This window comes from Chryseobacterium sp. AG363 (assembly GCF_003610675.1).
GTDB lineage: Bacteria > Bacteroidota > Bacteroidia > Flavobacteriales > Weeksellaceae > Chryseobacterium > Chryseobacterium cucumeris.
This window is the reverse complement of sequence record NZ_RAQF01000002.1, coordinates 1,124,286-1,138,515: the sequence shown is the minus strand read 5'-3', so window position 1 is coordinate 1,138,515 and position 14,230 is coordinate 1,124,286. Positions and strand designations below refer to the sequence as shown.

The following is a 14,230-nucleotide window of genomic DNA, read 5'->3' as shown; positions in this document are numbered from 1 at the left end:
TTACATCACCTGAAAACCCTGCCAATAAGGATCTTCATCATCAATAATAATATGATTATATCCGGTAATTCTTGCCCAGCCTTCTACTGACGGAATAATGGCTGGTCTCCCATCTAAAGTAGCAGTCTCTTCAATTCTCCCGATAAACTGGGAACCGATATAGCTTTCATGAATAAATTCTTCCCCTTGCTTCAGTTTTCCCTTAGCATACCATTGGGCCATTCTTGCTGATGTTCCCGTACCACATGGCGAACGGTCTAAAGCATTTTCACCCACCAATACTGCATTTCTTCCACTGGCTTTAGGATCTTTAGGTTTCCCCGTCCACTGAATGTGGCTTAATCCTGTAATATGTTCAATTTCCGGATGGATGAATTCATATTTTTCGTTGAGCAATTTTCTGATAATTTTTCCATAATGGATGAGCTGACTGGCCGTAAAATCAGAGATATCTCTGAAATTTTCCTGAGGATCTATAATAGCATAAAAGTTTCCGCCATAAGCGACATTAGCACTTATTAAGCCAAGATCCGGACATTCAACTTCCAGGTTTTCAGCGTAGAGGAAAGATTTTATATTCGTCAGCTTTACAGACTTTACTTTTTTCCCTTCCTGCATATAATCGATGAGAATAAGCCCTGCAGGGGTTTCAAGACGTAATTTTCCCGGAATTTTAGGTACAACAAGTCCTTCCTCAATAGCAATGGTAACTGTTCCAATGGTACCGTGTCCGCACATGGGAAGACATCCGCTGGTTTCAATATATAAAACTCCGATATCGTTATTTTCATCGACAGGAGGATACAGCATACTTCCGCTCATCATATCATGACCACGGGGTTCAAACATCAATCCTTTTCTTATCCAGTCATATTCTTTCATGAAGTGAAGCCTGCGTTCCATCATGGAATTTCCTTTTAAAATAGGTGCACCTCCTGCAACAAGACGTACAGGACATCCACAGGTGTGAGAATCTATACAAAAAAAAGTTCTGTTCATGTGGTCTGTAATTTTAAAGATTCTGAATTCATTACTCCATCCACCATTCTGCTGATTTGTAATGGATTGCCATTTTTAAGCTCATCGGGTAGAAATTCATCCGGCCAGTTCTGGAAAGAAACAGGACGAACGAACCGCTTTACAGCATCCGGCCCCACAGAGGTAAAACGGGAATCAGTAGTAGATGGAAACGGACCACCATGCTGCATGGCATATACAACTTCTACTCCTGTAGGCATTCCATTGAATAGTAGCCTTCCACATTTATCTTTGAGAATATTGATCAGTATTGGATTATTACGTACATCTTCATCGGTGGCTGCAATGGTAATGGTTAACTGTCCTTTTAGCTGCTGGGCAATCTTCATGATCTCTTCATCTGTTTCACACGCTACAACAATACCAAACGGGCCAAAGACTTCTTCACTCAAGACGGGATTATTCAGGAATGTTTTAGCATTTGTCTTTATCACTGAAGCACTTCCCTGATCATTTTCTGCGTCTGTATTTGATGAAGCAATTATTTCAATATCTGTCTGCTCTGTTGCAATATTTCTATTTTTTTCAAAACTTTCCAATATCCCTTTGTGAAGCATTGTAGCGGGAGCCACATTTTGAATTTCCTCTTTTAGAGCATTGATAAAGCGGTCAAGTGTCTTTCCTTTCAAAGCAATAAACACTCCAGGATTGGTGCAAAACTGTCCTGCTCCTAACGTTAAAGAAGTACTATATTCTTTTGCCAATGCTTCTGCTTTGTTTTCAAGCAAGTTTTGAAAAGCAAATACAGGATTGATGCTTCCCATTTCTGCAAATACAGGAATAGGATTTTCACGGCTGTTAGCAATATCAAACAAAGCCTTCCCTCCATTGAAGGAACCGGTAAACGCAACTGCCCTGATGTCTTTATGCTGAGTTAAATAACCTCCGATCTCATAGGATGTTCCGGTAATATGACTAAAAACTCCTTCAGGCCATCCAAAGGCTTTAACAACGGCTGTTATAGCATCTGCCATCATTTGTGAAGTCTGAGGATGTGCCGGATGTGCTTTTATAATGACAGGACAACCCGCACCGATAGCACTGGCAGTATCTCCTCCTGCAGTAGAAAATGCAAAAGGAAAATTACTGGCTCCGAAAACAACGACAGGTCCGATGCCTACATTATATTTTCTGAGATCTCCTTTTTGTTTTTCAGGCTGGGCAAGATCAATTCGGACTTCTGTATATATCCCGGAAGCAACAGCTTTTGCATAGCTTCTCCATTGTCCTACTGTTCTGGCCTTTTCGCCAATAAGTCTGGCTAATGGCAATGACGTTTCCTGATGAGTAACTTCCAGAAGCTCAACTCCTAATACTTCGATTTGATCAGCGACAGCATTCATAAATTCAGCCCGTTCTGTGACTGTAGTGTTTTTAAGAAACTGAAAGGCTTCAGCAGCCTTTTGGATTCTTCTATCAATATTTTGTGTTGATGTTTCTTCCATCATATTTGTTGTTCTGGAATTAATAATACGGGACGATTCGCTCTGCCTTCTTCAATGATTTTTTGAATTCTTTCAGCTTCCTCTCCATGAAGTTCAAGACGTGGGGCTCTCACATAAGGATTGCTTATCCCTTCTGCTGTTGCAGCCAGTTTAATATACTGAATAAGTTTAGGGTGAATATCGAGCTCCAGCAATGGCATAAACCATCTGTAAATTGCTACAGCTTTATCATATTCATTGGCTTTCACATAGTTGTACATTGCCATGGTTTCATTAGGAAACGCATCTACAAGACCTGCCACAAGACCGTCTGCTCCAAGCATCAGGGTTTCCAGACAAATCGTATCTACCCCGCCAAGAATTTTGATCCTTTTTCCAAAACGGTTGATCATTCTGGTTACGTTCGCCAGATCTCTTGTCGATTCTTTTACAGCCTGAATGGTCGGATATTCAATAAGCTCTTCAAACATTTCAAGAGTAACATATATACCATAATCTACAGGATTGTTATAAATAAGGATCGGAAGATCTGTAGCAGAAGCCACTGCTTTGAAATATTCAACAACTTCATGATTATCAGCTTTGTAACGCATTGGAGGAAGAAGCATCAGCCCGTCTGCCCCAAATTCTTTTGCCTTCAGAGCAAAGCTGACTGCATTTCTGGTGGTGTTTTCAGAAAGATTGAGAATGACAGGAATTCTACCCTGTGTTATCTTTTTGGCATATTTCAGCAGTTCAAATTTTTCTTCTGTTTCCAAAGCACTGGCTTCTCCTAATGTTCCTGCAAGGATAATCCCGTGAACTCCTGCTTCAATCTGGGCTTCTGTATTGGTGGCAAACATGTCAAAGTCTATCTCACCTTCTTTTGTAAAAGGCGTTAATACAGCGGGATAAATACCTTCCCAGTTTAGTTTTGTACTCATATCAAATAATATTTATCCAAAACTAGCAGAATTTTAAAACGGTAAATGTTAATATTTTAATAGGTTCTCACCGTATTTTAACATGTTGTTTTTTATTGCTCTATGGTGGCTTCTTTGTAGTGCTTCAGGTATTCTTTAGGAGAATATTTCATAATGGATTTGAAAACCCTGTTAAAATTGGTAAGGCTATTGAATCCACTATTAAATGCAACGGAAGAAATACTATACATATTACTGGCTGTCAATAGTCTGCAGGCCCGTTGTACACGAAGTTCATTTAGGTATTCAATATAAGTGATGCGGGTACGTTTTTTAAAAGACCGGCAAAATGCCTGAGGTGTCATACAGGCTTCTTTGGCAATAAGATCAAGGGTTAGTTTATGTTGGGCAAAATTTTTCTTGATAAAAGTCTGTGCATTTATAATTCTTTGATCTGTATCAGAAACAGGATTAGGCAGATTTTTTTCTGAGGATAAAGGAATATGCAAATGCCTATTTTGCATAAGGTGGTTTAAAATCCTTATAAAATCAATAATTTGATCTACACCATTTGTTTTTTGCAGTGCAGCAATATCTCCTGCGATATTTTCTTTAAGTTTGGCTGCTACCTGGAAACCCACTTCTGAATGATTGATGAAGTTTTTAAGTTCTTCAAATTCCGGTAAGTCAAAAAATGCAGCAATCTTTTTATGAGGATCAAAGAAAATAGAGATAGCATGAACTTTCTGCTTTTCGTTTTTCTCAAAACTACCCCTGAAAACATGGGATTGATTAGCTCCGAGATAGAAAATATCACCTGCCTCGAAATTAAAGAGATTCTGTTCTATGGCCAGTGTTCCATGCCCTCTAAGAATCCACATGATCTGTGTTTCTGTATGACGATGGAAATAAGGATAGAAATTAGGCATTATATCTTCCTGAATGCGGATACTTTTATTGGTATCGGCAGGAACAGAAAACTGGAGACTCTTCATCATAATATGAAAGCTTTACCGGGTTATTAGATTAGCAAGGTTAAAATATTGCTGAAGTTAAGCAAAATATGAACATTAAATATCATATTAAAATCCAAATTTTACATATTCTTATTTTTAATGAATAAAGTACTATAAATAGTACAAAAGCGTAACTTTAAACTTTTAAAATAAAAAGTATTCATAATATATGTTTTCAGCACAAACTTATCAAGACAGAAGGTCAGTATTACAAAGAAGTGTCTCTAACGGAATCTTATTATTTCTTGGAAATATAGAGAATCCTGTGAACTTTGAACATAATCCTTATTATTTCCGTCAGGACAGTACCTATTTATACTATTTTGGAATTCAGGAACCCCACATTGCGGCTATTATCGATATTGATGAAAATAAGACCATTGTTTTCGGAGATGAACTAAGTATCGATGATATTGTATGGATGGGCAGGCAGGAAACCTTGAAAGAAAAAAGCCTGAAGTCCGGAGTACAGGAAACTTTACCTTATGCAGATCTTTTTCAATATATTGTAAAAGCAAAAGCTTCAGGAAGAAAAGTACATTATCTTCCTCCCTATCAGTCTTCCAATAAAATTGTACTGGGAGACCTTCTTGGGACTAAAATTGCAGAACTGCAACCATCTGTGGAAATGATGAAAGCCATTGTAAAACAGCGTTCCATCAAAGAGCCTCAGGAAATTATACAGATTGAACAGGCCGTGAATGTATCCAATGAAATGCATTTGCTGGCAATGCGTGCAACGAAGCCGGGAATGAAAGAATATGAAATTGCCAACGCGATTCAATATCTTGCAGCGAATAAAGAATGTCAGATGTCTTATCCTCCTATTGTGACCATCAACGGAGGAATTCTGCATAACCATTATCGTCTTAATACCATAAAAGAAGGCGATCTTTTCCTGAATGATTCCGGAGCAGAAACCGCAATGGGATATGCGGGTGATCTTACCAGAACCTTTCCTGTAGGGAAAACTTTTACCACGAAGCAAAAGGAAATGTACGAAGTGGTTTTGAACGCTTTTACTCATGCCCAAAACCTTTTGAAACCGGGAATACGATTTAAAGATATTCACCTCAAAGCGGCACAACATCTGGTAGAAGGGCTTATCGATCTTGGATTGATGAAAGGAAATCCTGAAGATGCTGTAAAGAATCATGCTCATACCCTATTCTTTCAGTGTGGACTCGGGCATATGATGGGACTTGATGTACATGATATGGAAGATCTTGGAGAACAGTATATCGGTTATACAGAAGAAGAACCAAAAGATACCAAAACATTCGGACTGAAATCTTTACGCTTAGGGAAAGCTTTGGAATCCGGTTTTGTTGTAACTGTTGAACCAGGTATTTATATGATTCCGGAACTGATTGACATTTGGCAGGCTGAAAATAAAAACGTAGACTTTATTAATTATGATAAAGTAAATGAATACCGGAATTTCGGAGGAATCCGTGTGGAAGATGATTTCCTGGTCACAGATAACGGATACAGACTTTTAGGTAACGGATTAATTAAAACCGTTGAAGAAATTGAAAATTACAGAGCTGAACATTGAGTTTAATTCAAATACGATCTATGAAGAATATAAAAAAACTAACAGCTATTGCCTTGTATTTCCTGTGCTTGTCACCATTCGTGGCACAGAAGACACAATGGACTCCAGATGGCAACGCTTATTATTCATTTACTAAAAAAGGAGTGGAAATTGTTGATCTATTGCATCCCGGAAAAGATCAGACGCTTTTAAACAGTAGTGAACTGATTCCTGCCGGAAGTTCAGAAGCCTTACAGGTACAGAGTTTTCAGGTATCTCCTGATGATAAAAGTTTATTGCTTTTTGCCAATACAAAGAAAGTATGGAGAGATAATACCCGAGGAGATTACTGGATTTTCGACAAAAATACTAAAAAGCTTACCCAATTGGGAAAAGGATTACCTGCTTCCTCACTGATGTTTGCAAAGTATTCTCCGGATGGCAAAAAAGTAGCTTATGTATCTAAGCATAATATTTATGTGGAAGATCTTGCCAGCAATAAGCAGGCTAAGATCACTACAGATGGTACAGACGGAATGATCAATGGAACTTTTGACTGGGTATATGAAGAGGAATTCGGAACCCAGGATGGTTTCAGATGGTCGCCGGACGGCAGTAAAATTGCTTACTGGAAGCTGGATGCACGTGGTACGAAAAACTTTCTGATGATCAATAATACAGACAGTCTGTATTCTTTTACCGTTCCGGTAGAATATCCAAAGGTGGGAGAAGATCCTTCCGGATGCAGTATCTGGTTTTATGATCTTGCTTCCCAATCTTCAAAGAAAGCCGATATTGCAGGGGATGAGAAGCAAAACTATATTCCAAGAATGGAATGGGTGCTGGATTCTAAATCCATTATTCTGCAGCAACTGAACAGAAAGCAGAATCAAAGTAAAATTATCGTAGCAGATGCCAATTCCGGAAGCTGTAAGGTCATTCACACAGAAACCGATGCGGCATGGATTGATATAAAAACCCGATGGAATGACAACGATCCAAAAGGCTGGGACTGGATTGATAATGGTAAAGAATTTTTATGGCTTTCTGAGAAGGACGGATGGAGACATATTTATAAAATAGATATGAACGGTAAAGAGACCTTAATTACAAAAGATGCTTACGATGTAATTAAACCAGAATTCTTTGATGTTAAGAACAACCAGATTTACTTTTTAGCTTCCCCGAATAATGCCACTCAGAAATACCTGTACAAAGTAAGTATGAAAGGAGGAAAAGCCCAAAGAGTAACCCCTGAATCCTATACAGGCTCTAATACTTATACGATATCACCCAATGGAAAAATTGCCATGTTTACCAATAACAGTATCAATGCATTTTCCGCAGATGCAGTGATATCACTTCCGGAACATAAAGAATTGGTTGCTGCCAAGAGGTCTGCAAAAGCAGATCCTGCAAAATCTAAAACTGAATTTTTCCAGATTACTACCCAGGACGGTATTACATTAGATGGTTGGGTAGTAAAGCCTAAAAACTTTAATCCTAATAAAAAATACCCAATCGTTTTCTATGTATATGGGGAGCCTGCTCTGCAAACAGTCACAGATGATTTTTATACCGGCTGGAATTGGTTATATGCCGGAGATATGGCTGAAGACGGTTATTTATATGTTTCTCTTGAAAATCGGGGAACACCTTCTCCGAGAGGACGTGAGTGGAGAAAATCTGTCTATCGTAAAATAGGTCAGATGAATATCCGTGATCAGGCGATGGGAGCAAAAGCTTTATTTGCAAAATGGCCTTATATTGACACTTCAAGAGTTGCCGTATGGGGCTGGAGCGGCGGAGGCTCTTCTACCCTGAATCTTTTGGGGCAGTATCCCGACATTTACCAAACTGGAATCGCTATTGCACCGGTTGCCAACCAGTTATTCTATGACAATATCTATCAGGAACGTTATATGGGGCTTCCACAGGAAAACAGAGAAGACTTTGTGAAAGGCTCACCATTGTTTTATGCTAAAAACTTAAAAGGAAATCTTCTGTTGGTTCATGGAACAGGTGATGACAATGTACATTACCAAAATACGGAAGTTTATATTAACGAACTGGTAAAATACAACAAACAATTTCAGCTGATGTCTTATCCTAACCGTAGCCACGCTATTAATGAAGGTGAAGGAACCTTGCTGCATCTGACAACTATGTTTACCAAGTATTTAAAAGAACACTGCCCTCCGGGAGCAAGATAAAAATATACAAAAACCTGCAATATTGCAGGTTTTTGTATTTAAAGAGTATTTGTTATTAAACCTGGTATTGTAAACTACGATTTAGTAATGATGATATAGTAACTTGTGTCACCACCAGTTGGTATATTGAGAAAACATTCATCGTGGGTTAACTGATTGGATTCTCCACTGACATATTGAAGGAAAAGTGCCACTTTTTGATTGGGTACTGTTGTTTGTAATGTATGCATTAAGATCTGAGCATTTGAAAATGAATAAGCTGTATTTGTTGCATTTCCAGAATCATCCCTGCCTGCGGTAATAATTCCTCTTGAAACAGAATTAGAAGTATAAGTACTGCCGGATGCTGTGGCAAAAACGGTATTTATATTGATCTGTCCGGAGAAACTATAATTTTGAGTGTTATTATATCTGTTGCAACGTACTGATCCCCAGGATTCAAAAGAATATACGCCAGGCTCAGGAATTACAATATATTTAACATTACTTACCGACTGACCATTCACTGTTGCTGAAGTATCTGTACCAAAAGTAAATCCTGCGCTATTGCCTTTTAGTCCGGCATCATTAATAATAGGAATATTGATATATTGATTGGGGTCATATAGCGAAAATCCTCCGGTGTTGTTAGAAAGTGAATAGGTGGCAGGATATTTAGAAAGTTGCTGATAATACAAATATTTAACAGTAACTGGCATTATTGCACTATTTCCGGAGGCATCCACGCCTAATTTATTGAAAGGAGGAGTATAAGCCGGTGATGAAAGTCCAGGTAAATTTTCATGCCTTATATTAAGTACTCCGGCAGAGTTTACATGTAATAGGGCTGTGGGCGTGGATGTCCCTATATTAATTCCCACATTTCCGGTATTGATTACTTTCATAAGTTCTGAAGATGAGGAGTCATTAATTTCCAAAGCTTTAGTTGTGCTAGTATTGTTTTTAGATACAACATCAAGAGTGGCGCTCGGTGTAGCTGTATTGAATCCTATATTTCTGCTTTGAGCAAATAAAAAGAAGGAAACAAATGTAAAGGGTATAAAGAATATTTTGTTCATTACCGTTTTATTTGCAGTTATAACTTAGAAATAATGAATGTTACTTTTTTATCAGCAGCCCCTGAAAGAGAACATGCATTTGTGTTGAACTGATCACCTGTTCCCCAGTTAGTAAATAAAGCAACTTTCTGATTGGCTGTTGTAGTTGCTATAATAGAAAATATGCTATTTTGTGAGGGATAATCATATTGCCCTGGGCTGCTTAAATTACCTGTACTGTCACGTAGAGGAAATAGATTGGAGCGTATACTGGTCTGTTCGTTATAAGTAGTACTTCCTGCAGATGCCAGATAAATGCTGCTGGCTACACCTATAAAATTGTTCCCTCCACTACTACCGGAAATAGCACCTGTACAATTTATATAATACTTTAAATTTAGCTTGTACACGCCAGGATCAGGAATGGTAATGTAAATTACATTGGTTGCCGGATTACTTCCTCCGGAGATCCTGTTTAGCGTTGCAGATGTATCAGTCCCCAATGTTACATTTAGTGAATTACTGGCAATACCGGTAGCCTGGAAAGGTAGACTATAGAAAATACTATTATTGTAAAGAGAAAATGCTGAAGTAGTCTGAGAGTTATCGATAGTAATGTATGAATAAAGTACAGCAGGTACATAGGTACCTACATATCCATTGGCATCTACTGCAATAGGGGTTACACCGGATGCTAATTGGGGAAGATTTTCGTAGCGGATACTTCCTTTGGTATGCAGCTTTGCAGTAGGGATAGGTGCGTTTATTCCCACATTTCCATTATCAAGAACTGTCATCATTTCCGTTCCTGTGGAATTGTTTATTTCTAATGCTTTTGTAGTATTGGTATTGCCTTTTGAGACAATATCCAGTGCTGCAGATGGGGATGGCTGATTAATGCCTACCTGGGAATGGCTTAATGCAAAAGTAAGCACAAAAGCCTGTAATAATATTTTTTTCATCGTGTGTTATTTGATGACAAATCTGCATCAAAAATCAAAATATATCAAATAAATATATACAACATAAATACATCATGTATACAGCGCAAATTTCGCATTTAAATTTAAATGATTCATTTTCAGTTATTTAATTATTTTATTGCTACATCAAAATAGATTTGTTTACTTTTATTTAGATATTGAAAACGTGAGCTTTAAAAATTATTATCATACATATTACGTATGAATACTCTTCTTTTAACAGTATAAATATTAAAAACAAAAGCGTATTGAAAAATTACTGCGCTTTACATATTTATTATTTATTAAAATAAACTCATCTTCCTGAATTTCATTTAAGATAAATTATCATTATTTTTGAATTGATAATTCTAATATCACGGATTTGAAACTACCACGCTCCTATTACTCCAATCAAGATGTTCTTTTTCTGGCTCAGGATCTTTTGGGAAAAGTACTTTTTACCAAAATCAATGGTGAAACAACAGCCGGAATTATTGTAGAAACAGAAGCCTACTTTGGCGTTAAGGATAAAGCTTCCCATGCCTATGGAGGCAGACGTACAGACCGTACAGAAACATTATACAGTCATGGCGGTGTATCTTATGTGTATCTATGCTATGGGATTCATCATCTTTTCAATGTGGTGACTTCAGTGCAGGATGATCCTCATGCCGTTCTTGTGAGGGCTATAGAACCTTTAATTGGAAAAGAAATTATGGAACTGAGAAGGAATATGTCTGCTTCTAAACCTTCTATTTCTGCAGGTCCGGGATCAGCAGCGAAAGCATTAGGAATTGACCGGACATTCAATAAAAAAGATCTGGATGGACATGAGATCTGGATTGAAGACCATGGGATTTCATATCCTCAGTCTGAAATCATTGCAGGTCCTCGTATTGGTGTTGCCTATGCACAGGAAGATGCGCTTTTACCCTGGCGTTTTTTTGTGAAAGGAAATAAATATGTGAGCAAACCCAATAAAGTATAAATATCAGGATTCATGAACCGAATGATAAAACTCTTTATAATACATCACCAGGCTGTCAAGAGAGAACCCCCGGTTCAGCCCACTTGTATTGGGCAAAACCCAGACTTTTGCCCCACAAAAATCTTCTGACTGCTCTCCCCAAAGAATTTCTTTTTTCTTAGAAAATGCCTTGTAAGCTGCTTTACCGAGAAAAGCAATATATTTCGGCTGGTACTTTGTTATTTTCAGTTTAAAACTTTCAAGAGATTCATCAAATTCCTCCTTTGAAAGTTCATCTGCACGAGAGGTTGCTCTGGCCACAGCTGTGGTTAGTCCATATCCAAAATCAAGAAGAGAAGTATCATTCACCGCTTCTATTTCATAGGATGTAAACCCTGCCTGATGCAGTACTTTCCAAAAACGATTACTCCTTCCTGAAAAATGGTGACCATCATTGGATGATTTTAAGCCAGGATTAATTCCACAAAAAATAATGTTGAGATGCGTTGAAATAATGTCTGTCAGCATAATGATATTAAGTTACTTCGAGGTATAAAGGTATCACTATTTGTGTTATCCAATTCCATTATATCATATGAAACGGTTCATCTTCGGTAAAATACATTCTATCTCTGTTTTTTACCGGATCACATAGTTTGTAGGGCTGATTATAAATTGGTAATGATAATTTTGTACCGTAAAAGAAATGAATTTTCTTTAAAAGATTTTCATTCTCAATATCATTAAAACAGAAATAGTATGAACTGGATTGCATTAATTATCGCAGGGATTTTTGAAATCGGATGGCCATTAGGGCTTAAACTATCCCAACAGCCGGAAAATAATAAATGGAGCTGGATCATTTTTTCGATTCTATGTATGACTGTCAGTGGTGGATTTCTTTGGTATGCCCAAAAAAGTATTCCTATAGGAACGGCATATGCAGTCTGGACAGGAATTGGTGCAGTAGGAACTTTATTGGTGGGTATTCTTTTTTTTCAGGATTCAGCCAGTATCTTAAGGTTATTGTCTGCATTACTGATTGTTGTAGGGATTATTGGTCTTAAGTTATTTTAAACAAAAAATTGGCTTAGGATGATTAAACATCTTAAGCCAAAGCAGTATTCAACATTCAAATCATAAACTATCTCTATTTATATTGGTCGCCCTTTGAATTGAAAGACTTAAAATTTTCCTCCCTTTGACGGGGTGGTTTTGAACAGGATTTCACTTCTCAATCCTAAAGCTCTATCAATGGCTTATAAGTTCTTCCCACGGGAAGTTGTTTTCCATTGATCTGAATAATATTGGCAGATTTTACTTCTATTTTTGATCTTGATATGATATAAGATTTATGAATGCGGGCAAACATTTTGGGATTTAGAATTTCCTCCATTTTACTAATGGGCATTTTAAAAGTGAAAGTCTCTGTCTTTGTATGAATATGAATGTATTCTCTTAAACTTTCAATATAAAAAATATCCTGGAGAATAATTTTAACCTTCTTTTTACCACTGTTCATGAAAATAAAATCACGTTCGTAAACTTCGAGTAAAGCATCATCTGCTTCCATCAAATGCTTGAATTTTCCAATAGCAGTCAAAAAACGCTGATAAGGGATGGGTTTCATCAGATAATCTGCAATATCAAGCTCATAGCCTTCTACCGCATACTGATGATAAGCAGTTGTAACAATCACAAAAGGAGGATTTTTTACATTTCTGAGAAAATCAAAGCCTTTTACTACCGGAAGATGGAGATCAAGAAACATTAAATCTACATCATGAATACTTAAAAGACTGCTGGCATATACTGCATCTGCACATTTTCCTACGAGATTCAGTTCCGGATCTCTGGAAATGAAATTTTCCAGGATATCTGCAGCAATAGGTTCATCTTCTACAATAATACAGTTGTATCTTTTAGTGGCTGGTTGTATCATAGAAATCAATGGTTAAAGTTACACTATAACGGTTATTCTTATCTTCTACAGAAAGCGAATGGTTGGGATAAAGCAATTCTAGCTGTCTGCGTATATTTTTCAGACCTATTTTTGTAGAATGCTCATGGGGCTGTTTCTGCTTGGAGTTTTCTATGAAATAAGTAAGGATTCCGTTTTTTAATCGGATATCTACGGTAATGAATGCTTCTCCCAGACTTTCGGAAACACCATGTTTAAAGGCATTTTCTACAAACTGTATCAATATCAGAGGTGAAATTTTCTGAAAAGGATTATCAATATCTTCTATAAAACTAACGGTAAGCTGATGGTAACGAATCTTCTGAATCTGGATGAAATCTTTAATATTTTCAATATCCTTGGTTAGAGAAATCGTTTTTTCTGCAGCTTCATAAATATTATACCGCATTACTTTGGAAAGCTGAAGAATAACATCTGGAGTTTCATCTGCTTTTTTCAGAGCCATTCCGTAAATGTTATTAAGCGTATTGAAAAGAAAATGAGGGTTGATCTGTGCCTTCAGCATGGTAAGCTCCTGATCCAGTTTTTCAGCTTTTAATTGAGAGATCTGTTCTTTAAGTACATTCTTTTGCCGTGTAATTTCAACCCCAAAAATAAGGCCTATCATAAAAATCAGATCCATAAAAGAATTAAAAACCACATAGCCATTGATAAATCCTGAAGTATGCTTTCCGTCCAATGTCTCTGTAACGCCATAGATATACGGATATATGATATAATGGGTTAAAAACCGGTGACCCAAAACAGATGCTGTTACAATGAAAATACAGAAAATATATTTAAAAATAAGTTTAAGATCCACCTTTTCATATACATACAGCAAAGCATACGCTAATGGAATTTTCACAAAAAGATATCCGAGCTCCAGCATAAATGTATTCTGAAGTCTTATCTGCCATTTGAAATCCGGAAACTGATATCTGGACCAATAAAAGTCAAGGTAAACCTCCAGAATATAATACAATATCCAAAAAAACAAATGAATCCGCCATTTGGATTGACTGTCTGATTTCAAGCTTATTATGATTTAAAAGTACAAAGTACTATTTGTTCTCTCAAATATAAAAAATAAGTCTATCAAATGGACGTAACCATCTATAAACTATCAGTTTTGATTATGAGCGGTAAT

13 protein-coding genes are annotated in these 14,230 nt (G+C 37.0%); 4 read left to right on the top strand and 9 right to left on the bottom strand.

Going from position 1 to position 14,230, the window contains the following annotated elements; genetic code table 11:
- The 4 genes from DEU39_RS05075 to DEU39_RS05060 form a co-directional block, all read right to left on the bottom strand.
- Entirely contained in the window at positions 1 to 999 is a 999-nt protein-coding gene (locus DEU39_RS05075; protein ID WP_120231163.1) for a 4-hydroxyproline epimerase, read from the bottom strand.
- Positions 996 to 2,486: an aldehyde dehydrogenase (NADP(+)) gene (locus tag DEU39_RS05070; RefSeq protein ID WP_120231162.1), complete on the bottom strand. Its 1,491-nt coding sequence runs from the start codon at positions 2,484 to 2,486 to the stop codon at positions 996 to 998. The genes DEU39_RS05075 and DEU39_RS05070 overlap by 4 nt, the downstream gene beginning before the upstream one ends.
- Positions 2,483 to 3,406, bottom strand: coding sequence for a dihydrodipicolinate synthase family protein (locus tag DEU39_RS05065; RefSeq protein WP_120231161.1), 924 nt, complete (start codon positions 3,404 to 3,406; stop codon positions 2,483 to 2,485). The genes DEU39_RS05070 and DEU39_RS05065 overlap by 4 nt, the downstream gene beginning before the upstream one ends.
- A 92-nt stretch (positions 3,407 to 3,498) precedes the next feature.
- On the bottom strand, positions 3,499 to 4,383 hold the full coding sequence (locus DEU39_RS05060) for an AraC family transcriptional regulator (protein ID WP_228436650.1): 885 nt from the start codon (positions 4,381 to 4,383) through the stop codon (positions 3,499 to 3,501).
- A gap of 187 nt (positions 4,384 to 4,570) precedes the next feature.
- Between DEU39_RS05060 and DEU39_RS05055 the strand changes: the two genes are divergently transcribed.
- Together DEU39_RS05055 and DEU39_RS05050 are read left to right on the top strand one after the other, a co-directional pair.
- Positions 4,571 to 5,959, top strand: a complete 1,389-nt coding sequence (locus DEU39_RS05055) for an aminopeptidase P family protein (RefSeq protein WP_120231160.1) — start codon at positions 4,571 to 4,573, stop codon at positions 5,957 to 5,959.
- A gap of 20 nt (positions 5,960 to 5,979) precedes the next feature.
- Entirely contained in the window at positions 5,980 to 8,151 is a 2,172-nt protein-coding gene (locus DEU39_RS05050; protein ID WP_120231159.1) for a S9 family peptidase, read from the top strand.
- A gap of 74 nt (positions 8,152 to 8,225) precedes the next feature.
- Here DEU39_RS05050 and DEU39_RS05045 read toward each other — a convergent pair whose 3' ends face one another.
- Both DEU39_RS05045 and DEU39_RS05040 read right to left on the bottom strand, forming a co-directional pair.
- Positions 8,226 to 9,209: a hypothetical protein gene (locus tag DEU39_RS05045; RefSeq protein WP_120231158.1), complete on the bottom strand. Its 984-nt coding sequence runs from the start codon at positions 9,207 to 9,209 to the stop codon at positions 8,226 to 8,228.
- 17 nt (positions 9,210 to 9,226) lie between these two features.
- Entirely contained in the window at positions 9,227 to 10,150 is a 924-nt protein-coding gene (locus DEU39_RS05040) for a hypothetical protein (protein WP_120231157.1), read from the bottom strand.
- Positions 10,151 to 10,535: 385 nt separating this feature from the next.
- On the opposite strand from DEU39_RS05040, the gene DEU39_RS05035 reads away from it, so the two are divergent.
- Positions 10,536 to 11,141 carry a DNA-3-methyladenine glycosylase gene (locus DEU39_RS05035; protein ID WP_120231156.1) on the top strand — a complete coding sequence of 202 codons (606 nt, stop codon included), beginning with the start codon at positions 10,536 to 10,538 and terminating at the stop codon, positions 11,139 to 11,141.
- A 3-nt stretch (positions 11,142 to 11,144) separates the two neighbouring features.
- Here the strand turns inward: DEU39_RS05035 and mug are convergent, their stop codons facing one another.
- The gene (gene mug / locus DEU39_RS05030) at positions 11,145 to 11,648 is read right to left on the bottom strand and encodes a G/U mismatch-specific DNA glycosylase (protein WP_062669477.1); all 504 of its coding nucleotides are present in this window, start codon (positions 11,646 to 11,648) and stop codon (positions 11,145 to 11,147) included.
- Between the two features lie 231 nt (positions 11,649 to 11,879).
- On the opposite strand from mug, the gene DEU39_RS05025 reads away from it, so the two are divergent.
- Complete coding sequence (locus tag DEU39_RS05025; RefSeq protein WP_062669479.1) at positions 11,880 to 12,197, top strand: DMT family transporter; 318 nt, start codon at positions 11,880 to 11,882, stop codon at positions 12,195 to 12,197.
- A 163-nt stretch (positions 12,198 to 12,360) separates the two neighbouring features.
- Here the strand turns inward: DEU39_RS05025 and DEU39_RS05020 are convergent, their stop codons facing one another.
- On the bottom strand, positions 12,361 to 13,062 hold the full coding sequence (locus DEU39_RS05020) for a LytR/AlgR family response regulator transcription factor (protein WP_120231155.1): 702 nt from the start codon (positions 13,060 to 13,062) through the stop codon (positions 12,361 to 12,363).
- Positions 13,043 to 14,080, bottom strand: coding sequence for a sensor histidine kinase (locus tag DEU39_RS05015; protein ID WP_228436648.1), 1,038 nt, complete (start codon positions 14,078 to 14,080; stop codon positions 13,043 to 13,045). Before DEU39_RS05015 ends, DEU39_RS05020 begins: the two co-directional genes overlap by 20 nt.
- Positions 14,081 to 14,230: the final 150 nt, after the last annotated feature.